Annotated in this window: 17 protein-coding genes; 9 read left to right on the forward strand and 8 right to left on the reverse strand. The window is 60.3% G+C overall.

All coding sequences use genetic code 11. The features are described from left to right. Positions 1–51: 51 nt before the first annotated feature. On the forward strand, positions 52–1,020 hold the full coding sequence (locus CQ14_RS02635) for a Bug family tripartite tricarboxylate transporter substrate binding protein (RefSeq protein WP_063800282.1): 969 nt from the start codon (positions 52–54) through the stop codon (positions 1,018–1,020). 45 nt (positions 1,021–1,065) lie between these two features. Here the strand turns inward: CQ14_RS02635 and CQ14_RS02640 are convergent, their stop codons facing one another. Continuing rightward, the gene (locus CQ14_RS02640; RefSeq protein WP_057856372.1) at positions 1,066–1,338 is read right to left on the reverse strand and encodes a hypothetical protein; all 273 of its coding nucleotides are present in this window, start codon (positions 1,336–1,338) and stop codon (positions 1,066–1,068) included. A gap of 348 nt (positions 1,339–1,686) precedes the next feature. Between CQ14_RS02640 and CQ14_RS02645 the strand changes: the two genes are divergently transcribed. From CQ14_RS02645 to CQ14_RS02655, 3 genes are all read left to right on the forward strand, one after another. Continuing rightward, positions 1,687–4,881: an ATP-binding protein gene (locus CQ14_RS02645; protein ID WP_082649668.1), complete on the forward strand. Its 3,195-nt coding sequence runs from the start codon at positions 1,687–1,689 to the stop codon at positions 4,879–4,881. A 57-nt stretch (positions 4,882–4,938) separates the two neighbouring features. Then, complete coding sequence (locus tag CQ14_RS02650) at positions 4,939–5,358, forward strand: hypothetical protein (RefSeq protein ID WP_057856374.1); 420 nt, start codon at positions 4,939–4,941, stop codon at positions 5,356–5,358. A 234-nt stretch (positions 5,359–5,592) separates the two neighbouring features. Beyond that, on the forward strand, positions 5,593–6,327 hold the full coding sequence (locus CQ14_RS02655) for a Crp/Fnr family transcriptional regulator (RefSeq protein WP_057856431.1): 735 nt from the start codon (positions 5,593–5,595) through the stop codon (positions 6,325–6,327). A 45-nt stretch (positions 6,328–6,372) separates the two neighbouring features. On the opposite strand, the gene CQ14_RS02660 is transcribed toward CQ14_RS02655, so the two are convergent. The 6 genes from CQ14_RS02660 to CQ14_RS02685 form a co-directional block, all read right to left on the reverse strand. Further along, the gene (locus CQ14_RS02660) at positions 6,373–7,035 is read right to left on the reverse strand and encodes an ATP-binding cassette domain-containing protein (protein ID WP_057856375.1); all 663 of its coding nucleotides are present in this window, start codon (positions 7,033–7,035) and stop codon (positions 6,373–6,375) included. Further along, positions 7,032–7,778, reverse strand: a complete 747-nt coding sequence (locus tag CQ14_RS02665; protein WP_057856376.1) for an ABC transporter ATP-binding protein — start codon at positions 7,776–7,778, stop codon at positions 7,032–7,034. Before CQ14_RS02665 ends, CQ14_RS02660 begins: the two co-directional genes overlap by 4 nt. After that, on the reverse strand, positions 7,775–8,764 hold the full coding sequence (locus CQ14_RS02670) for a branched-chain amino acid ABC transporter permease (RefSeq protein WP_057856377.1): 990 nt from the start codon (positions 8,762–8,764) through the stop codon (positions 7,775–7,777). Before CQ14_RS02670 ends, CQ14_RS02665 begins: the two co-directional genes overlap by 4 nt. After that, entirely contained in the window at positions 8,764–9,660 is an 897-nt protein-coding gene (locus CQ14_RS02675; protein WP_057856378.1) for a branched-chain amino acid ABC transporter permease, read from the reverse strand. The genes CQ14_RS02670 and CQ14_RS02675 overlap by 1 nt, the downstream gene beginning before the upstream one ends. Positions 9,661–9,755: 95 nt before the next feature. After that, the gene (locus tag CQ14_RS02680) at positions 9,756–11,063 is read right to left on the reverse strand and encodes an ABC transporter substrate-binding protein (RefSeq protein ID WP_057856379.1); all 1,308 of its coding nucleotides are present in this window, start codon (positions 11,061–11,063) and stop codon (positions 9,756–9,758) included. 185 nt (positions 11,064–11,248) lie between these two features. Continuing rightward, entirely contained in the window at positions 11,249–11,935 is a 687-nt protein-coding gene (locus tag CQ14_RS02685; protein WP_057856380.1) for a cyclase family protein, read from the reverse strand. Positions 11,936–12,146: 211 nt separating this feature from the next. Here CQ14_RS02685 and CQ14_RS02690 point away from each other — a divergent pair, with 211 nt between their 5' ends. After that, the gene (locus tag CQ14_RS02690; protein ID WP_245320147.1) at positions 12,147–13,655 is read left to right on the forward strand and encodes a tyrosine-type recombinase/integrase; all 1,509 of its coding nucleotides are present in this window, start codon (positions 12,147–12,149) and stop codon (positions 13,653–13,655) included. Between the two features lie 15 nt (positions 13,656–13,670). Here CQ14_RS02690 and CQ14_RS02695 read toward each other — a convergent pair whose 3' ends face one another. Then, on the reverse strand, positions 13,671–13,880 hold the full coding sequence (locus CQ14_RS02695; protein WP_057856382.1) for a MerR family transcriptional regulator: 210 nt from the start codon (positions 13,878–13,880) through the stop codon (positions 13,671–13,673). Positions 13,881–15,166: 1,286 nt separating this feature from the next. Between CQ14_RS02695 and CQ14_RS41800 the strand changes: the two genes are divergently transcribed. The 4 genes from CQ14_RS41800 to CQ14_RS45585 all read left to right on the forward strand — a co-directional run bounded on the left by CQ14_RS41800 (position 15,167) and on the right by CQ14_RS45585 (position 21,337). Further along, complete coding sequence (locus CQ14_RS41800; RefSeq protein WP_082649669.1) at positions 15,167–15,346, forward strand: hypothetical protein; 180 nt, start codon at positions 15,167–15,169, stop codon at positions 15,344–15,346. Positions 15,347–17,224: 1,878 nt separating this feature from the next. After that, entirely contained in the window at positions 17,225–18,640 is a 1,416-nt protein-coding gene (locus tag CQ14_RS44415) for a Wadjet anti-phage system protein JetA family protein (RefSeq protein WP_057856384.1), read from the forward strand. Next, entirely contained in the window at positions 18,630–19,271 is a 642-nt protein-coding gene (locus CQ14_RS02710) for a DUF4194 domain-containing protein (protein ID WP_057856385.1), read from the forward strand. Before CQ14_RS44415 ends, CQ14_RS02710 begins: the two co-directional genes overlap by 11 nt. Further along, positions 19,268–21,337: an ATP-binding protein gene (locus CQ14_RS45585; protein WP_245320149.1), complete on the forward strand. Its 2,070-nt coding sequence runs from the start codon at positions 19,268–19,270 to the stop codon at positions 21,335–21,337. The genes CQ14_RS02710 and CQ14_RS45585 overlap by 4 nt, the downstream gene beginning before the upstream one ends. The last annotated feature ends 22 nt before the right edge of the window (positions 21,338–21,359 follow it).

Raw genomic sequence — 21,359 nt, forward strand, 5'->3', positions numbered from 1 at the left:
TAGCGGCCTCGATTATGCAAATTCGCCGCGAACAAGGTTTGGGGGACACAAATGCGCTTGATCCATTTTCTGATTCCAGCGCTCGCGCTGCTTTCAAGCCACCAGGCGATCGCGCAAGCGAACTATCCGGACCGCCCCATCAAGATGATCGTGCCGCTGGCCGCCGCGAGCGCGGTCGATGTCGCTGCTCGGATCGTGGCTCAGAAGATGGCTGACAATATGGGTCAGCAAATCGTGATCCTGAATCAGCCTGGAGCATCAGGGTCAATTGGCGCAGAGGCCGTTGCCCGGGCTGAGCCGGATGGCTATACGATCGGCGGGTTCAACGACAGCATCATGACCATGGTGCCGAACCTTCAATCCAAGATGCGCTGGGATATTCTGAAGGACTTTGAACCGGTGTCGCTGGTCGCGACGGTGGAGTGGGGGCTGATTGCCAACAATCAGTCCAGCTTTAAGAGCGCAGCGGATCTGATCTCGGCTGCGAAGGCGGTGCCCGGCAAGATCGATTATGGCTCCGGCGGACCGGGAAGCCCGCAGCATCTGGCGATGGCGATGTTCGCGTCGGCTGCCGGCATCTCGTTGACGCATGTGCCCTATAAAGGGGCCACCCAGGCTGCAACCGACATTGCCGCAGGCCAGATTCCCGTCGGTTTCCAGGGACTGGGCACCGTCGCAACGCTGGTGCGCGGCGGCCAGCTCAAGCTGATCGGGGTAACCACCGAAAAGAGATTGGCGCAATTCCCCGACGTGCCGACCGTCTCGGAATCTGGTTTGCCCGGCTTCTTCTTCAATTCATGGTTCGCGATTCTTGCCCCTGCTGGCACCCCGAAGGACATTATTGCCCGGCTGAACGCCGAGGTGCTGAAGGCCGTCGGTGATCAGGATGTGCGCCGGAAACTCGAAGAGCTGGGATTCGCGGTGCGCGGCAGTTCAGCCGAGGAGCTGCGCGCCATGACGCGTGATCAGCTCGCGAAGTATGAGCGCGTGATCAAGGAAACGGGAATCGCCAAGGAATAGCCGCTGGGCGCATGGTGCGACAGGCGCCAGCAGCGAGTCTCGTAATCAGTAGCAGGCGTAACGGCGCCCGCCGCGGCCGACATAGAAGTCAGCGCCCATCGCACAGGGACTAACCCCCCACGCATAAGCTCCGTGAATCTGGTTACGCCGCTGGTAGTCGCCGGTATAGGGGCTGTTGGCTCCCTTGTTCTGGCAGTTCGCGTTCGGATAGAACTGCGCGCAATAGCCGGGATTGTAGACGACTTCCTGCGCGGCGGCCGGCGCTGCGACCGCAGCGGAAAGGAGGGCGGCCACGCCCAGCAACGCGAATTTCATCATGGATATTCTCCTTAAAAGACAGATCAAGGGGGCGCCGGCTCAAGCCAATTCGGTCCCGTGCGCGGGTGGGGGTAACGGTCAATCTGAGCCGTTAGTGCCGCGCATGGAGGAAAGGTTCACGAAGCCATGCGCGGCATGGCGGGTTGTCCGGCATCCCCTAGTTGCATGGCATGTTATCTGCTAGGAGAATCCCGGTTATGTTTGAATCAATTGTCTTCAGATCCCTCCGAGATCCAGTGCACCATGGCTTGCCCGTCCAAACGCCCACCGATCCCGACTGCCGACGTAAAGGCTTGTTCGCCCACGATCTTTCGCTAGTCTGAACAAGGTGGATGGAGGAAGCTGAGGGTGTCTTGCCAGGTCTGTTCGTCGACGCTGAGAGCTGGCGATCTGTTTTGCTCTGCATGCGGCGCGGCCGCGCCCAACCATCCAGTGAGCCCGTCTGTTTCCGAAGCGCGTGGCCGAATTGCCGGCGAGCGGAAATTCCTCACGGTACTTTGCTCCGACCTGCAGCGTTCGACCGATTTGATTTCGGAGCTCGACCCTGAAGAAGCGATTTCTCGTCTCGAGCCGGCCCTGATCGCCATGCGCACAGCGGTTCGGCGCAGCCGCGGCATCGTCAGCAAAGAGGGTGGTGACGGGCTGATTGCCTTGTTCGGCGCACCGCACGCGGACGACAATCACGCCGTCCTGGCCTGTCATGCAGCCCTCGAGCTCGTCAGGCGTATCAAGCTGCTGAACGATCCGGAGCTTCACGTCCGGGTCGGCGTCCATTCCGGCTATGTCGTCGCGCATGTGATCGAAGCGGATTTCTCGTCAATCTATGAAGCGGGCGGACCGGCGGTCCATCTGGTGAAGCGGTTCGAGAGCGCGGCGAATGCCGGACAGATCCTTGCTTCGGAGTCCTGCCAGAGTCTGGCGACCGGAATAGTGGCCTTCAAGGCCCTGCCGCCGAAACGGCTGGAGGGATTTCCCGCACCGGTACCTTGTTACGAGGTCGTCGAGATCAGTGGTCTCAGCCGCTGGCGAGCCCGGTCGACGAGTGGTCTTTCATCCTTCGTTGGCCGGAACGAGCAGATTTCGCAATTGGAGCGCGCGGCACAGCTGGTTGGCCCTTCCGGGAAGATCGCTGCCGTCGTTGGAACGGCCGGAATAGGGAAGTCCCGTGTGGTCCACGAATTCGTGGATGCGTTGCGGCAACGTGATTGGCAGGTGATCGAAGCCGAGGGCAATCCGCTCGAACAAGCGGTTCCCTATGCCCTGCTGAAGAAGCTTCTTCAAAGCGCGCTGCAGCCAGAGAATCTCGTCGTCGCCGATCAGGCAGGCTCAAGCGAGGTCCTTGCGTCGGCTGACGCTGAGCTTTGGCCGGCGGCACTCAATTCTGTTCTCGATCAGCCCGTCGCGGATCCGCGCTGGCGCGATCTTGAGCCGCTGCTGCGACGGCGCGTAATTATCGATGCCGTTCGCAATATGCTGGATCGGGTGATCTCGTCGCGGCCCACGGTGCTGTTGTTGGAGGATTTGCATTGGATCGACGGCCAAAGCGAGACCGTCGTTGAAGCTCTGATGTCGCTTGCGGCAACCCGCCCGTTGCTGGTGCTGCTGACGTGGCGGACCGAATATACGCCGGAATGGCTTGAGAACCTCGATGTGCTGCGGATCTGGCTTCGCTCGCTCGACGCCGCCGCGGCGAACGTGTTGCTCGACAATTTGCTGGGAACTGCTCCCGATCTCGATGCGCTCAAGGCCCGTATCCTCCGCCACACCGGACAGATCCCGCTCTTCATCGAGGAGGTTGCTCGGCAGTTCATCAGTCGACGCAGTGCTGGCGGCGCCAACGCGTCCTGGGACGCTCTCGAAATTCCTCCCACCGTGCAGGGCGTGATCGCGTCACGCATTGATCGTTTGCCGAAAGACGACAAGGCGATTCTGCAACTCGCTTCGGTCCTCGGACCACGCGTATCACCACATCTGCTCACCGCCGTCACCGATATGCCGGCGGCGCAATTGCAAAGCCGGCTTTGGTCGCTGGAGGTTCTGGACTTTCTCGAGGAGGTGCGGTCGGTCCCGTCGGTCGAGTACGTGTTTGCCCACGACCTTATTCGCGAGGTCGCCTACGAATCTATCCTCCGCTCGCAGCGGGAAGTGCTGCATCGCCGGATTTTAACGGCTCTGGAAGCAGCTTCGGCCGGACGCGAGGAAGATGTTGCGGAAGCGCTTTGCCATCACGCGATCAAGGCGCAGGACTGGAGCAAGGTTGACCGATATGGCCATTTGGCCGCCAGGAAGGCGTTTGTCAGATCGGCGTTCCGCGACGCTACGGAATATTTCAAGGCCGCCATGGATGCGGTGGACAAGCAGCCGGAATCGACGGCCCGTGAACAACGGGCGATCGATCTGCGCATCGAGGCGCGGCTCTCGTTCGTGTCCTTTGGAAGCATCGAGGAATGGTTCAGCCTTGGTCAGGACGGCGAGGCGCGGTCCAGGAAGATCGGCGATGAAAAACGCCGGCTCGCCTCTATCGCGATCAGGGCGGCGGCGCTCAATTTTTACGGGACCCCCTATGAAGCAATTGCGGTGGCGGAAGAAGCTGTCGCGCTCGCCAACCAGATGACCAACACCCCCTGGCTTTGCTTCGTCGAATATGGCCTGGGCCAATCGTATTTTTTGGCCGGACGATTTCGGGATGCACAGCGGCATCTCGCAAAGGCAACTGCATTGCTTGCGAGTGCGCCGAATAACGTCCCGCCGGGGACAACGGGATCCAGCCTTCTGGTGCTCTGCCGCATGATGAGCGCCATCGTTCATGCGTGGCTCGGCGAATTCGACGAGGCCGAGCATTGCTCCGAAGAGGCGAGTATCCTGGCGGAAACGAACGACCGCCCTTATGACATGATCGCAGCCGACTACGGGCGCGGGGTCGTGCAACTGATGCGCGGCGATTTTGAAGAGGCAGAAAGCGCCCTCGATCAGGCGCTTCGTGTTTCGCGCGAAAGCGAGGCGCGTCTATTTCAGCCTCTCATCATGAGCGCGCTGGGAAGCCTTTACTCGCAGCAGGGATATGCCGTGCGCGCGACAGAGATCCTGTTGCAGGCGAAGGATGAAGCCGACAAGCTTGGTCACGAAACCAGCAAAGTCGCCGTCTCGGCGTATCTCGGTGCTGCCTATGGCCAGCTGGGGGAAGTCCAGCACGCATTGTCTCTCTTGCGCGCCTGCCAGGCCAGCGCGAGACAGAAGGGATATGCGGGTATCGAAGCGCTGGCGGTGAGTGCGGAGGCGAATATTCTGGCGTCCCAGGGCGAGCACATGCTTGAGGAGGCCATGGGCTGCCTGCAACGGACAATCGAATTCACCGCCAAACTCGGAGCGCTACCCTTCTTGGGAGCGGCAAGAGGGCTGCTGAGCCGGCTCCTGGCGGCCTCGGGGCGGACAGACGAAGCGAGGGAAGAGCTGGTCCAGGCGATCACGCTCTTCGACCAATCAAAAATGACTGTGCATCTAGAACGTGCTAAGGCCGAACTCTCCAATTTCTCTGATATTTGACATATTGTGGCCACGTTGTGGCCACGGCGATTAACGCCGCTATTCAAGGAGCAAGAAATGGGTGGATTAGTCTACAGCGGAAAATTTGAAGAACACATCAATGAATTGTATAGCCCGCAGAATATCAACAAAACCGCGAAGAAATTCAAAGAGTACGAGAAGAAGAACGGTCCTTACGCGTTCGGTAAATTCACGAAATTCCTGGTGCCGAAGAAGGAAAACTGGGCCGGCGAATCCGGATCGACCGAGGGGCATGACAAGTGGGAAAAGCACTCTGGAGCAATTCCAAAGGCGGTCCGCGACAAGATTACCGAAGTCATTGCGACCAATCTCAGATCGCCCAATCCGATGCCGCTCGTGCTGAAGGTTGGCGAGAACGTCGATGGTACGCATGACCTGAAGGTTCGGATTTTTGCCCATAATGGCCACATGCATATCGGGCTTCACATGCTTTGCCCAAACTCTTCGCTGAAATAGCCTCATCGCGTAGAACTGGAGTTAGCCAGCAAGACCATTTGGTTTTGCTGGCTTTTTGCTACAAATATCCCGCCCGCCGGAACGGCCGGCGGTCCAGCCGTGGTTCGGCCGCCAAGGCGGGGGCCGTCTGGTGGCCGCCAAATCGACGCGGCGGTGCGCTTTCCGGTTGAAAACCCTGCCTGCGTTGATTACGGAAGGACTGTAATCCCGTGTTTCCCCTGGAGTTTGACTGGCGTGCCTCAACAAAGGACGGGTGAAGCTCACGGATTCTCGAGCAGCAAACTGTCGGTTTTGCGCAAGTACCGGGCTTTTGCCGACCTCGAGCCTGAGGCTTTCGAACAGCTGTGCCGTTACGCCAAACACACCGCGCTGAAGCGGGGAACCACCCTGTTCTCCAAGGGAGACCCCGGCAACAGCCTCTATGCTGTCATTTCGGGCACGGTGAAGATGAGCATTTCTTCACCGGATGGACGCAATGCCATTCTCAATATCGTTGGGCCTGGCGAAATTTTCGGCGAAATCGCACTGCTCGACGGAAGAGCCCGCTCTGCCGACGCCATTGCAAACAGTAATTGCGAACTCTTCGTCATCGACCGGCGCGAATTCATCCCGTTTGTGAAGGGGCAACCGGCGCTGGCGATGAAGTTCATCGAATTGCTCTGCGACCGTTTGCGATCGACCAGCGATCAGGTCGAGCAGATCATCCTGCAGAATCTGCCGGGACGGCTGGCCAGCGCGCTGCTTCGCCTGTCCGAAAAGCACAAATCGGAGCCGCAGGGCCGCACCATCGCGATCACCCAGCAGGAGATCAGCGAGATGGTCGGCATGACCCGGGAGAGCATCAACAAGCAATTGCGCGCCTGGGCAAGCCGCGACTGGGTCCGCCTCGAGCATGGTGCCATCGTTGTGTTGAATGCCGAGAAGCTTCATGACCTCGCCGAAGCGGGGGCCGGACACGACGGCGAATGACCGCGTCGCGAAGCTGGCCAGCGAGGTCCGTACGTTCAGGGCTCACTAAGGTACGGGATTGGCGCCACGTTCGATCGTGAATTCCATGTCAATCAATTCTCGCGAGTGATTCAGGTCCGATTGCGACATCAGCAAGGTCAGATCCTTGCCCTTGAGAGATGCAAGCACCTCCGACAGCCGTTCCGAAAGCGCCGGTGCGATGCCTTCGAACGGCTCGTCAAGCAGCAGGCATTTAGTGCCAATGGCAAGCGCTCGGCCGAGCGCGACCAGCTTTTGCTGTCCGCCGCTCAGCAATAGCGCCTTGCGCTGTCGCATCTCGGTGAGTTCGCCGATCACCTCATAAACGAAGTCGAGCCGGGCCTTGCGGTCGAGATGCCCCGCGACCCACAGCGGCAACATGATGTTTTCCTCGACCGTCAACTGCGGCACCAGGCAGCGGTCTTCCGGCATATAGCCGATTCCGAGTGCCGCGCGCGCATGGCGCGGACGGGACGACAGGTCGCCGCCTTCGAACCGTACCGTGCCCCTGGCCGGCGTGAGGTGCCCCATGATCGAACGCATCAGCGTCGTCTTACCCGCGCCGTTGCGACCCACCAGACTGACCATCGCGCCTTTCGCGACGTGCATCGTGAAGCCGCGCAATGCCGGCATCGACTGGATCTCGACGACAAGATTGTCGATTGCGAGCAAGGGCGCTGCGTCATTCATCGCACGCCCCCCGTGACGTAGCGGCGGACTTCCTGATTATTCAGGACCTCGGCGGGCTCCCCGTCGGCGAGAATCCGGCCCTGGTAGAATGCCACGACGCGATCGGCATAACGGCTGACGATTTCCATGTCGTGCTCGACGAATACGATGGTCGCTGCGTCAGGCGCGACGGCGTGGATAACGCGATCCATGGTCACGAATTTCTCTTCGGCCGATACGCCGGACGTCGGTTCATCCAGCAGCAGTAGCCTTGGACGACGCACCAGGGCCATGGCGATATCAATCAGCTTGCGCACGCCGCCTGCAAGCTCCGAGATCGGGCGATCGGCCAGATCGGCAAGGCCAAAGCGCTCCAGCAACTCGACGGCCTTGTCGCGGCGGCCTTGGGCCTCCGCCGGCGCCCGGAGTGACATCCGCTTGCCGATACCAGAAATCGCCACAGTGAGATTTTCGGCGGCGGTGAGCTCGACAAACAGCTGCGGAATCTGGAAGGAGCGGGAGATGCCAAGCCGGGCTACGCTGCGCGGCGAGCGCCTACCGATGTCGATTCCGTCGAGCAGGATCGTCCCGCTGTCGGGTTTGAGATAGCCGGTGACCATGTTGACGAAGGTGGTTTTGCCGGCACCGTTGGCGCCGATCAGGCTGATCTTCTGGCCGGCCGGAATATCGAGGGTGAGCGCATCGGCCGCAACCACCGCGCCAAAGCGCTTCTCGAGCTGGCGCACCGAAAGAACCGGGGTCACGGTGCGGCTCCTCGTTCGGCGGTGAGGGTAGCCGCAGCCGGGATACGCCGCTTGCGCCGGTCCCTGATCCAGAGCGAGCCGATGCCGCGCGGCAGAAACAGAATGACGCCCAGGAGGAAGACGCCGAGCACGAGCTGCCAGGTGTTGGGCAGATAGAGATTCGAGAACGAACGGACCAGTTCCAGCGCCATCGAGGCGACGAAGACGGCGGCCACGCTCTGGTTGCCGGCAAGCACCGCCACGAAGACGAATTCGCCCGATGTGGTCCAGTATGCGAATTGCGGATCGATATGCCGCTGCGCCATCAGCGCAAAGGCGCCGCTGGCGCCGGCGAAGATCGCGGCGATCAGGAAGTTGATCGATATGATCCGGTTGGCCGAGAGCCCGAGATATTCCACTCGCAGATTGTTTTCGCGCACCGCAAGACTGGCGAGACCGAATTCGGACCGGAATAGGATGGTCGCGGCAATGCCGGCAAACCCAGTCACGATGACTGAGACGGCATACAGCATGAAGTCGGCCTCGCGCGGATCGGTGAAGCTCATTCCAAACAGGCTTGGCCGTCCAACATTGAATCCGTCGGAGCCGCCAAGTGCGGTCGATTTCACCAATGCGCCGTAAAACACCATCGACAGCGCCAATGTCAGCATGCCGAAGAAGATTCCGCTGTAGCGCGCGATCAACGGCCCGATGACCAGACCGAGCAGGCCGCCGCAAGCCGCGCCGACGATCACCTGTGCCATCGCGTCGGTGAGACCCCAGGTATTGGCGATCAGCGCCACGCCATAGCCGCCGGCAGCAAAGAACAGGCCTTGGCCGAACGACACGTTGCCGGTTCGTGCCAGCACGACGATGCCGAGGGCGATCAGCGCATTGGAGGCAGCAATCGTCGCCAGCGACAGGGTCCAAGTCGGTAGCGCGCGGCCGGCCAGCGTCACCATGGCGATGAGGGCGATCATGACCAGGGGATGCAGGCCTTTCCTCATCAAATCCGCCTTGCCGTTTCGCGCTTGAACAGGCCCTCAGGGCGAAACATCAGCACTGCCGCCATGATCAAATAGATCATGAACAGTTCGGCCTGCGGCATAAGATGCACCGAAGCAGCGCGCGCCAGCCCAACCAGAATCGCGCCGACTGCCGCCCCCTCGACGCTGCCCAGCCCTCCGATTACGACGATTGCGAAGCTCAGGATGATAACGTCCGAACTGAGGCCAGGCTGCATCGATATTTTCGGCGCGGTCAGGGCGCCGGCGAGGGCGGCGAGCAGGACGCCGAACGCAAAGGCGACCGCATAGACGCGGTTGACGCGAACGCCCATGCTCACGCTCATTTCCTCGTTATGTATGACGGCGAGCACGATTTTTCCGATCACGGTGCGATTGAGGCCGAACCAGATCGCAAAGCCGATCAGGGCTGAAATCGGTATCAGCACCAGATCGTAGCCGACGTAATAAAGTCCGGCGAACTCGATATTGCCGAACAGTTCGTATGGCTGCGTCGCATAGATCGGATTGACACCCCAGATCAGCTTGGTGACGTCTTCAAGGATCAGAAACACGGCGTAGGTCACGAGCAGCAGCACTACTTCGTCCCGGCCATAAAACATTTTCAGGAGGCCGCGTTCCAGCAGAAGTCCGACGGCGGACGCGATCAACGCCACCGAGAGCAGCATGGCGACGAACCCAACGCTTGGGGGAAGGCTGCGCGCGGCCACCATGGTTACTACGGTTGCGGCGATGTAGGCGCCGAGGGCGTAGAAGCTGCCGTGGGCGATGTTGAGGATTTTCAATACACCGAATACCAGCGTCAGCCCAAGGGCCACGATGAACAGCCACGAGGCCTGAATCAGGCCATCGAGAACGATCGTCAAAAAGAAATTCATGGCGGTGGCGTCGCGCGGGTCGTCGGTGGACAGAGAAGGGCGGCGCGGCGCACGATCATGCGCCGCCGGTGTGCATCACTGGATGCCGGTGCGGCCTAATTGCACTTGGCGCCTTGCATGCCGCCCTTGATCCACTCGATCGACTTCACGCCTGGGGGCGGGTTGACGCATTCGGCGGCAAAGTACTGGATATCAATCAGATCGACCCGCTTGAGATCCGGATTATATTTGGTGCGGCTGAAGGCGATCGGCTGAATCGCCTGATGGCCGTCGGCGAGCTTCATCTGGATGAGTCCGCCAGGCGACAGCCACTCCAGGCCGGTCATTGCCGCGACCATTTCATCGGTCGAAGGCTTCTTTCCGCCGTTCTTGCTCATGGCCTTTTCGACCGCGGCCTTCAATCCGAGAATTGATTGCGTAATGCGATAGGCGGCCTGAACGGGGTAGACGCCATTGGCTGCCTCGTACCCCCTAAAGAGCCAATCGTTCAGCGGGGATTTCTGCGACATCAGGCCATAGGAGCCCCGCGCGCCGATGATGGTGCCGTCGGGCATCTTGTCGCCAAGCGGCGGCAGCACATGATCGGCGGCGCTGAAGACGAGCTGGCTACGCTTGGGCAGCCCGCGGGGAGCTGACTGCAGAACGAAGGCCTGCAAGTCGCCACCCCACAAGCTCGAATAGACCACGTCGGAGCCAGCGCCTACGAGGGCGGAAATTTCGGTACCGTACTGGCCTGCACCGAACTTGGGCAACAGGTCGGTCTGAACCTTGACGTTAGGGTAGAGCTGCTGGGCAGCGGCAACGAAGTCGGCCCGGCTGTCCTGGCCCCAAGCGTAATCCTGATTGATCGCCGAGAGCGTGTCCATCTTGATGTTCTTGGCCTTCATGTACCTGACGAGGCCGACGTTATCCATCGTGGCATGAGCGGCAGTGCGGAAGACGTAGTTGTATTTGGCTTCCTCGAAGATACGCGGCGTGCCGCAATCCATCAGCACCAGCATCTTCTTCAATTCTTCGGCGATTGGTGCCACTGCCAGGCAGTCGCCTGAGCTGATGTAGCCGAGGACGACGTCGACATTGTCGCGCTGGTAGAGGTTGCGCAGCTCCTGCACCTGCTTGGTGGCGCCACCATTCTCATCGATGATGACGGGCTCTACCTTCATGCCGCCAAATCCGACCTTTTCGTAAGGTGAGGGAACCGAACCTTTATTCAGTTGGTCGATGACGAACTGCGCGCCGTTGCGTGCAGGAACGCCGAAGCTGTCGGCTGCCGGACCGGAGAGAAACGTTACGATACCGAGCTTGAAGGTTTCTTGCGCAGATGCCGGTATCGCCATGGGGAGCGACATCGCGGCGACGGATGCAACAATGAGTGCGCGGTTAGCGCGCCGAAAATGATCCATGAACTCCTCCCTGATGTCGGCGGGTGTGCCCGCCCGATCGTCCGCACCTTTAATCAGGCGTCGGTTTTCATTGGGATGAGTTTAGGCAAGCTTTTCCGGCGCGTCCATACGCGCGAGGTTTAGAAGGGTAGCGGCCTGATGCCGCCTTTGGCGACGCTATGCCGCCAGTTCGGCAGCCGGCTTCCTCACATATCAAATACCGCGACTGCGCGGATCGGCGAAGCCGTCCCGCCGCGCCACTTCATCGGCAGGCCGATGAAGGTGAACTGGCCGCGGCCGAGCAGCGCTTCGAGATTGCACAGGCTCTCGATATGGGTGATGTCGAGGTCGAGGCAGGCCTTGTGGACGAGGGCATTCACCTTGCCCTCGGGGCCCGGCCGCATCGAATCGATGCCGAAATGCACGACGCCTTGCTGCGCCAGCCATTCGGTCGCGGCGACGTTCACGCCTGAATTGTCGCTGGAATATTCCTTGCGGGGGAATGTCCGTTCGTGGTGACCGGTGCAAAGCAGAACGGTGCCGCCCTTCGGCACCGGCACGCCGGCCTTTGCCACCGCAGCCTCGAGATCGGCGGGTGTAATCTCGGCACGGGGCGCGATGTGGCGCAGGTCGATGCAGATGCCCGGCACGATGCATTTCTCCAGCGGATACTGATCGATCGAAATGCCGCTCTTTCCGAAATGCCGGGGCGCGTCGATGTGGGTGCCAGCGTGGTCCACCATGGAGATGAACATCGAGGCCAGCCCGTGCACATTGCCGGATTCGGCAAAGGATTCCTCGTGGGTCTTCCAGACGCCGTGCATCACGGGCGGGTGGCCGGGATAACTCGGCGTACGGTGATAAAGCTCTCGGCTGAGGTCGACGATCTTCACGCGGAGTCTCCTCTGGCCGCAAACTGCGGCGCCTGATCTAGAACCCGAACGCCCTCGGCAGCGCCAGTGACAGCCACGGCACGTAGGTGACGATCATCAGCACCGTAAACATCACGTAAGAACGCTGACTGTTCGGAGACGTCCTAAGATGTTCGATGGTGTTCGCAGACGCTCAGAAACGCTTGAAAAATAGGGGTTTCTGCGTACATTCATGTTCGTCACTGTTTGTTCCCATTCGCGCCCAGCCGCCGACTTTGTTGGTATTTTTGTTGGTATCGGAAGAACAGACGTCGCGGCATACTTCCGGTCTTCCAACACGCGGGAATCGAAGCAGATGGCACGCAGTCAAGTTGGCGAGCACGCGAACCCCGAGCAGATCAGGACCGACGTCGACTGTCGCGCCGCCAAACCGAAACTCGAGAACGGCGCTTGGACGGCCACCAAGATTTCTGACGTGACAGGCGGCGGTCTCTATCTCTTCATCAAGCCGGACCTGAGCAGGCCGGGCAAAGCCGCCTCCAAGCTCTGGCAGATGGCCTATCGCTTTCACGGCCGACAGAAGACCTACTCCATTGGGGCTTACGGCGATGGCAACGACGGCACCTTCTCACTCGCCACTGCACGTCAGAAGCGCGACGCGGCAAAGGCGCTGCTCGCCAAAGACCCACCAGTCGATCCCTCCGTCGAAAAGCAATTCGAAAGACATCGTCAGGCGACCGAACGCCCTCTCAGCGTGTGGATCGATGAATGGCTCGCAGAGAAGAAGATCGAGAAGATCAAACGCGGCAGACTTGTCACAGTTCGCAGTCCTGAAACCATCGCGCTGCTCGAAAGGTGGGCTGGTTATTTGAAGGGTCGTTTCGGCAAGCTCTATCGAAAAGACATCAAGCGCCCCGACGTCCTCGCTTTCTTTCGGACGATGCAGGCTGAAGGCAGACTAGAGACTCGTGACCGAGTTCACAGTATCGGTTCGCAAGTTTGTGACTACGCTGACCTCGAAGGGGATGGCTACAATCCGTTTCGTGCCTGCAAGAAGCAGCTTATTGTCAACGTCTCGACGCCGCGGCCCGGCGTCACTGATCCGCAGGATGTCATTCGCCTGTTCAGGCTGATCATGCCGACATGGGCGAAGGCCAGATTTAGCGATGTCGTCGGTGATGCCCTTCGGCTCGATGCACTTACGATCCCGCGCCCCGGCATGATCAACAACATGGAGTGGTCAGAAGTCGACTGGGATAGCGAACGATGGACTATCCCTGCTGCTAAGATGAAGACCGGCTGGGATCATGTCGTGCCCCTGTCGCGACAAGCCGTCGCTATCCTGCGACGCGTGCGGAAAATCACCGGCAATCGGCGATACGTGTTCGCTTGTGCCGAAGATGCACCCTTGTCCGGTAGAACGCTCTGTTCTCGGCTGCGCGCGCTCGGCATCGACACCAAAACCGAACATTGCGCCCATGGCTTCCGCACTACGTTCTCGACCCTTTGTCACCATGAGGAGATCAAGGAAGCCAAGGCATGGGATGGCGACGTCATCGAGTTGCAACTTGCGCATCTCGAAAGTGACTCGGTAAAGGCGATCTACAAACGGCATGGACCGCTGGCCCTGATCGGCTCGCGCACCAAGCTGATGCAGCATTGGGCTGACCGGATCGATAGCTTTGCCTATCCAAAAAAGATTGTGCCGATCAAGGCAATCCTTGAAAGCTGCGCCAACTAGCTAGAGCGCCTTTCTTCACGTCCTCGGCTGAATGCGAGGGAGGGTCATATGATAGGCGTCGATGGAATCGGCATCGACCATGGTCTGGCCCTCCATCTTGTAGGCGATGATCTTTCCCTTCCTGATGAGCTTGTAAGCCTTGGTCCGGCCAAAACCACCCCGCTCCAACGCCTTTTTCAACGGAATCAGGTTCCTTTTTTGACGGGGCTCATCCGTAATCGCCATCGATCGCTCCCGTGCTCGGTTGTTCATTCTTCTCCCCGCCCGCAATTGAATCAACATCGGCGGTCTGGTGCTGCTAACGTCCGCGCGTTCGGAACAGCGCGCGCCTGACGTCCGCCTTTGTAAGTATGGTTCTCGAGACCAGGTTGGTCACCGCAATATAAAACGAGTGGCAGGGAAGAAAGCTCGGCGTCGATCCATTCAATCACGGCGTTCGCTCCTCTCTCCAGTGAAAGCTAAGAAAGTTTCGAGTATTACGGGACAGCTGAAAGAGCCGAGGATCATTGAGAGCCGGTGAGATCGGGAGAAGAACACAGCGATCATTTTCCGGTGACTTCATTTTTGGGTGTGGCCAAGTTTGCTGAACGCGCATCAAGCCGTCGCCTTCGTTGCTTTAGCTCGCGCAATTTTGGCCATGATGGACTGGACAGGCCGACGGTTGCCCTAACTGGCTGCTATCGGATCACGTGAAGTGACGATGTGATGCGGAGAGATCGTCAAAAATTGCGCGTTGTGATTAATGGGCAGAATTCGTCAACGGCGTGTTTGGGAAGCCAGTGCTCCAAGTTGCTAGAGGTGCCGTAATTGTCCCGCCGAGTGCTATTTGGATTGGTCACATGTAAGGCTGATCGTAAGGGACCAGATGGCCCGCCGGGCGCAGCACTAACGGTTATGACGCGTTCGGGCTAGACGGCAAGAAAGTGCAGGTAAGAACAAACTATGCCGCGTCGCAAATTGGCTTATTTAACGATCGACATGAACGGTGACTGGGAGCGCAGCGCTGAAAATCGAGAATCTGGATACATGCCGCCGGAAGTCTTGCCTTTTGTTGAGGCAGGTCGAGTCGCCCATTTTGCGGGTAGGAATATTCGACCCGCCGCTCGATGCCCCGAAAAAAACGCTACAGAGCAAAAGGGTCGGCCAATTTGCGACCCGGCTTTCGAATTTAGAACTTTGCGCGGGCTTCTTTTTCACGTGACCGCTCGGTGTCTGCGCTCGCATGCCGTCGTCATTGTTCGTAAGGCCCAGAAGCCGTTTCTTAACAAAGGGTCTGTCTCTTCCGCAAGCGCCCGAACGAGGCGCGCTCTATCCATATATAATCGCTCGCCCCATGCAGGTCCCCCCTTGACATGAGAGGTACATGCTCGTTTTTGCGCCCGACAACAGTAATTCAGATCTCAGGCAGCGAAGTCGCATTCACATTCTCGCAATAGAAGCTTGTTCATTGTCGTCTACGCAGACTGTCATGATAGAAGCCCGGCTCTGTCCCAATCCGATTCGGAGAAAGAATGGCAAAAGCAAAGAAAGTAGTTCGCCGCGCGTGGACAAAAGACGATGTTCGAAAAATGAAGACGATGGCAAAAGCAAAGTTAGGCGTCGCCAGGATCGCAAAGGCGCTAAGGCGGACTCCAGGTGCCACCACTGTGATGGCAGCAAAGCTAGGCGTTTCATTATCAACGCGCGCTTAACCTATAGGCGACGGGCCGGTGTGCGGCCTGTCGCCCATTTCCCGCATCGCCGGTCTTAGCGATTGGTGGCGGTCATGTCGGGACCAATCAATGCGAGCCGGCTAAGATCTTGATTTTTGGTCTAGTCCAAAAAAATCGTGAGTCTGAAAACCAAAAAAATATGAGTCGATTCAAGCCTTGAAACCAACAATTGCGAATCGCTTCTTTGAATGGGCTTGGACTTGGGTTCGGAATGCCACGGGTCCCCATAGACATTCTAGATCGCCGCCAGGATCAGATGGATAAACTACCGAGCATTCGGAATCTCGCCGTCCTTGTGAGGCGTTCGTTGAGGGGGGCGTCCAGGTGCGCTCGGAGGGTGCCCACAGCCCATATTCCTTCGCGTTGGACACCACCCGGGTTTCGCCGATCGTGGCGTCGAAGGACTCGTGCGTGTGGCCGTAGAGCCAGAGCGCCCCGTCCGTCGTCAGGCGCAGAGACTATCAGTCGGCTTAGATCGCTGCGGTAGGCGGGGTCGAAGGTGAGGTCGCTCTCCGGACGCCGCGCTGCGGGCGGCATCTGGCGCACCGGCGCTTGGTGCGTGATGACGACCAAGCGGTCCCGCCGCGCGGCTTGCGCATTACGGCCTCCAGAAACGCCCCAGACTTGAAACGCCTCGTGAGGGCGTGACGTGGCAGGAAGCGCGGCTCATAGTTCGAAATCCGGATCTTCTTGAAGTCGTTCGTCCGACGCCGGTGGTCATCATCGCGCGATGCGCGTCGTCGCCGTTGAGGCCGACGTCCGCCCAGAGCGTCGCACCGCGAACGTGACATCGCCGACGCGGACGGTCTCGTTCTCCAAAACGTGCACGTGCATTCCGGCAGCCGCAGCCCTGGCCTTCTCAAGCGTTCTTCCCAGGTCGGTGCAGTAGGCTTGGTGATTGCCGGGCTTTCGATGATCTCGTCGGCGAGCTGGTCCGGCATTTCTTCGACGCCGAGCGCGAACTGCACCTCGCGCGAGCCGCAGCGCGGGCACTCGTGCCGCTTCGGGTCGTAGACGAAATCGCCTCGATTCAGGGGGAGGCGGGATCGACGTCCACGAACGCGTCGTTCTCCCGGTCGTAGCGGCGGCAGGTGATCCGTCGCTAATCGCCGATGCCGTACCGGACGATGTGGATGTTCTCGAAGCCGGGACGGACCTCGGCAGGGGCCGGCCCTCGGCGTGCCGGTCGCAGCGCGGATCGAGCCGTATTCCTCTTTGATCTGCGTCAACTGGAAGGTGCCTCCGTCGGCTTCGACCGCCGTCCGGATCTCGACGCAGCACGGTCGATGAGATCCTGCCACCCGGGCCCGCACTCGCGCGAGCCTTGCTCAGGGGCGCCGGCGGTTGGAAGAGGTCGCGGTGGCGTTCGATGAGCTCGACCCTCCAATTTCCAACGACGCCCGACATGTGACCGACCTCGAATACGACTTGATAACGTGAGAACGAAACAAAAACATTAAAAATCAGGAAAGTCAGCTCGGTCAGGCGCTTAGCGCGTCCTTCTTATATAAGAAGGAAATAAGAAGGGGCGCGAGCGCTAGCGCGGCCCCTTCTGGTTAACGAAAGGTTTCTCGCAGCGGATGGGTCAATGGTGGGAAGGAAGAGGGCGCCGAAAAGGGGCAAACGAACCCCCATCGGGGATCGGGTTACGTTTATTGCGATGATGGACAAGGACGTCATCGCAGACATCAAGCAGGCGGCCAACTACGAGCATCGGGCAGCCTGGGATATCATGGAGCAGGCTGCGAGGGAGTTTCGGAATCGGAGGAAAGCAAGGAGAACGCCCTGAAACTCTAATGTTTTTCCTTGCGGTTGAAGGTGCGTAACGGTTCAATCTATCGGCTGAAGGACCGATAAATGAAGCTGTTTGGTTATCTTCCGGAGACCCTCTTCAAGCCTCTGTCGGGGCCGAAGAAGCACGTCTACGCGCGCCTGCTGATGCGTCTCTACGAGAGGCTCTATTCGGCACGGATCCTCGAGACGCCGCTTAGGGAAGAGGTCGTGAAGCAGATCGAAATCGGTCTCTCGGAGTTTGCCATAAGATCGACGGGCGAGCTTTCCGAGGGCGACCCTGAAGAAGATCAGACCACGAGCCAAGCTCATTACCTCGCCTATTATCGACTGCGCGATACCGGTTGGCTCACGGAAGAGACCGAGAAGTGGCGCACCTACGTCGACATGAATCCGGACGCGTTCATGGTCCTGGGCGCGATCACCGATTTCGGCAACAGCCGGGTGCGCGTCGCCGGCGCCGTTGTCGACGTCAAAAACAACCTTGAGGCCGCGAACCGCGAGCCGGAAACCATGGCCCAAGGTCTGGCCAACGCGCACGACACCGCCTTGCGGTTCGCCCGCAGCATGCGCCGGATCCTCGCCGGCATGCGCGAGATTGAGGACCGCATTCTGGGCAATCCGAACGCAGCGGCCATCCTCCGCACTTTCTTCCAGGACTTTGTCGACGGGCTGCTGATCGCCGACTACAAGCAGCTCAAGACGTCTAACAACCCCTACCGTCATCGCCGCACGATCGCATCGCTTGCGGGCGATATGCTCGCGGACGCCGAGCGCATCGGCAAGATCGCGCGCGCCTACATCGAGCAGGGCGTCATGGCCCCGGGCGCCACGGTCGCGACGGCCGAAGAACGCGTCATCGCGGAGCTCGAGAAGATCAAGAGCGTGTTCGAGGACGTCGGTCCCTTCATGGACAAGATCGAGGACTTCCGCGATCGCCTCGAACGCCGCATCCGCACCACCGTCCACTACATGGATGTCATGGGAGAGGGGGCGGCCGAGCGGATCGTCCGGTTGATCGAGCAACTCTCGAAAATCGGCACCGACGAGGTGGAGATCCGCCTGAGGTCGCCGGATGTGGGTCTGCCGATCACGTCGCTCGCGCTGTACACGCCGCCTCCTCCGAAGGCGCCGCCCGAGCGGACGCGCTTCAAGGTCCCGAAACAGGATCCTTATCTGCGCGCCTACGTCCAGGCCACTACCGAGTTCGACCGGATGGTGCGCGTGTCCGACCAGAAGCTGCTCGAGTTCGCTCGCCGGCACATGCAAGGCCGCGACGCCGTGTCATCATCTGAGATCGAGATCGAGAGCATTCCCGATCTCTTCGCCTATCGGGCCATCCCGAATCTGGCTGCGGTCGGTCGCTCTGTGCGGCTGGGCGAATTCACGATCACGCTCGAGGAGGGGCGCACCACCAACGACTGGATCGACGTGACCGCCTTCCGGATCGATAGAACGAGGACCACGGCCGATGCTGCGTGATCTTTCCAAAATCATCGACGACGCGGACTCCGAAGGGCAGTACGGCGACCAGTTGCAGAAGGAACTGCGTCAGGCCGCCCAGACGCTCTGGCGCGCCCAGTTCATCTACGAGAACGATTGGGGCGTGAAGACCTCCTACGAGCTGCTCCGCCGCTACACGGGCTACTTCGAGAACCTGTTCGATGCGCTCGGTTACCGCGTCGTGGGCAGGCCGAACGACGGCTACGTCGGCCTGGTGGCGAACGAGCTGCCTCAGCGTCAAAGCATGAAACTCGACGAGAGCCTGCTCCTGCTGGTGCTGCGGCTGCACTACGAGGAGGCGTTCACGCGGTTCGAGGCCAAGGAATTCGGCGAGGTCGAGGTCGAGAGCGAGCAGATTCTACAGATCTACGAGGACCGGACCCATCGGGAGCGACCCAACTTCGGGCGCGTAAAGGAAATCCTGGCCGGCTTCAGGCAGCGCGGGCTCGTCCGGATCGAGGATAGGGACGACAGAAACTTCACCTTGTTCCTGCGGCCTGCCTTGCCGATGGTGGTCTCCAAGGACACGCTCGGCTCCCTCGAAGAGTTCGTCTCGCGCTCGACCGCGGCGACGGCAAAGACCGACGCCGCGAGCGAGGTGCAGGCGTGATCGAACTCCGTCGCATCATCCTGGTCGATTGGTACCTGTTCCGAGCGCAGCAGGTCGATATGCGCGGCATGACCGCCATCATCGGCCCGAACGGCGCGGGGAAATCGGCGATCATCGACGCAGTGCAGACCGTGCTCTCTGGTGCGAGTATGGCCAGCATCCGCTTCAACCCGAGTGCCCAGAGCAACGTCAGGAGCAAGCGGACGCTGCGCGACTACTGCCTCGGCGTGGTCTCGCTCGACGAGAAGGGCGAGCGGTCGGAGCCGACGCGCCGGCACGCCTACACGTACATCATCCTGGTCTTCGAGGATCTCGACGACGGCTCGGCGGTGAGCCTGGGCGTGGCCTTTTCGGCATCGGCATCGAGAAGCGACGAGTCCTGCGAGGCGCGCTTCATTGCGAAGGGCGCGCTGACGAAGGACGACATCCTCGCTGCGGTTGGCGACGACGAGGTCGAGACGCTGCAGTGGCATGCCGTGCGCAACGCTCTGCGCGCTCGCAAAATCGAAGTCGACGACGCGTTCTCGAGTGCAACCGACTTCGTGGCTGAATCGCTCAGGGCCTTGTCGCCGGCGGGCTTCCCGCTCGATCCGAGGCGCTTCCAGAGGGCCTTCCGGAATGCCCTCCTGCTGAAGCCGGTCGACAATCCCACGGATTTCGTTCGGAACTACGTTCTCGACGTTCAGCCCATCCAGGTCGAGAGGCTTCGGCGCGGTATCGAACATTGGCGTTCTCTGACGCGCCGCATCGAGGAATTGAAGGCGCAAAGCGCGAGCCTGGCGGGAATCTTGCGCATCGTCGGCCGCGCGGTCGAAAACGAGCGTGTTATCGCAACTACTAGCTGGCAGATCGCCCGCCTGGAATGGGAGAGGTTTCGCCGGGAGGCCAGGCGACAGGAAGAAGCTCTCGCGCAGCTCCGGAGCGCCGCAGGCAAGGCCGAAGTCGAAGCGACCGCGGCTGCGGCCAGACACGCCACGCTCGTCGCCGAGCACAAGACAATCGAACTCTCGATCAGGACCAGCGACGCCGAGCAGCTCGCCCAGATGTACGAGTCGGACAAGACCGCAACGCTGAGCCAGCGCGCCAACGCCATGGCGCCAGTCAAGGACATCGATGGTCTCATCGCTTCGGTCAAGAAGGCCGTCGAACTCAATCTGCTGGTTCGTCGTGATGACCTGCTGCATGCGCTGCTCAGCGCGGTCGTCGTCGCGCGAGGAAGGGCGCCACTTTCCGAATGGGACAAGATACTCCCGGACGACTGGAAGGATAGCGCCTCGCACCTCGACGCGGCGCTTGTCGCCGTCGACCAGGAGCGGCTTGCGGCGGTCCGCAGGACGTTCTCGGATGCCCATTTCACTGCCCGCGTCGCGACAAAGGATCTTCAAGATCGCATCGATCAGATCGACAGCAATCTGAAGCGGATGGACCAAGGGCTCAGTCCTATCGAGCGCGGCACCCGGGATCTGATCGATCAGCTTCATTCGCACGGTATCGAAGCCGAGCCGCTGTGCGATCTGGTGGAAATCCGCGACGACAAATGGCGAATGGCGGCCGAGGCCGTCCTGGGTCGCTCCCGTGAGGCGTTGATCGTCGAGCCTGGTCGGGCCGTCCGCGCCCTGGAGATCTACCGGGAAGGAGGCGAGTATTCATTCCAACACGCCGAGGTCATCAACACGACCAAGACCGACAGTACACGACCCGCCGAGAAGGGCTCGTTGGCGCAGATCATCAGCACGGAAAACCGGCACGCTCGGGCCTTCCTCAACTATCGGCTCGGCCGGCTGATGATGGTGGAGACCATGGACAGGATGGTCGCCGCCGAGAACGCCATCACCCCCGACCGGATGATGCAGGGCGGGCGGACGGTCCGACGGTTACCCAGGCCTGAGCACCTCAAGCTCGGGCGCGCCACGCAGGGCCAAATGCGTCAGCAACTTGAGGCCGAGCGAAAAGAACTTGAGCAGCAGCTCGCCGAGCGGGCGCGCGAGGTTGGCCGGCTGGAGGATGAAGCGCGGTTGTTCGAGGACATGTTCGCCCGCTTCGAGAAGATGATCAAGCTGGTCTGACCTGCTCCGGATGCGGTGCCGA

Source organism: Bradyrhizobium lablabi, assembly GCF_001440475.1.
GTDB lineage: Bacteria > Pseudomonadota > Alphaproteobacteria > Rhizobiales > Xanthobacteraceae > Bradyrhizobium > Bradyrhizobium lablabi.

Coding starts and splice junctions, on each gene's coding strand:
- CQ14_RS02635 (WP_063800282.1), top strand. CDS start 52: ATGCGCTTGATCCATTTTCTGATTCCAGCGCTCGCGCTGCTTTCAAGC.
- CQ14_RS02640 (WP_057856372.1), bottom strand. CDS start 1,338: ATGATGAAATTCGCGTTGCTGGGCGTGGCCGCCCTCCTTTCCGCTGCG.
- CQ14_RS02650 (WP_057856374.1), top strand. CDS start 4,939: ATGGGTGGATTAGTCTACAGCGGAAAATTTGAAGAACACATCAATGAA.
- CQ14_RS02660 (WP_057856375.1), bottom strand. CDS start 7,035: ATGAATGACGCAGCGCCCTTGCTCGCAATCGACAATCTTGTCGTCGAG.
- CQ14_RS02670 (WP_057856377.1), bottom strand. CDS start 8,764: ATGAGGAAAGGCCTGCATCCCCTGGTCATGATCGCCCTCATCGCCATG.
- CQ14_RS02675 (WP_057856378.1), bottom strand. CDS start 9,660: ATGAATTTCTTTTTGACGATCGTTCTCGATGGCCTGATTCAGGCCTCG.
- CQ14_RS02680 (WP_057856379.1), bottom strand. CDS start 11,063: ATGGATCATTTTCGGCGCGCTAACCGCGCACTCATTGTTGCATCCGTC.
- CQ14_RS02690 (WP_245320147.1), top strand. CDS start 12,147: ATGTTCGTCACTGTTTGTTCCCATTCGCGCCCAGCCGCCGACTTTGTT.
- CQ14_RS02695 (WP_057856382.1), bottom strand. CDS start 13,880: ATGGCGATTACGGATGAGCCCCGTCAAAAAAGGAACCTGATTCCGTTG.
- CQ14_RS41800 (WP_082649669.1), top strand. CDS start 15,167: ATGGCAAAAGCAAAGAAAGTAGTTCGCCGCGCGTGGACAAAAGACGAT.
- CQ14_RS44415 (WP_057856384.1), top strand. CDS start 17,225: ATGAAGCTGTTTGGTTATCTTCCGGAGACCCTCTTCAAGCCTCTGTCG.
- CQ14_RS02710 (WP_057856385.1), top strand. CDS start 18,630: ATGCTGCGTGATCTTTCCAAAATCATCGACGACGCGGACTCCGAAGGG.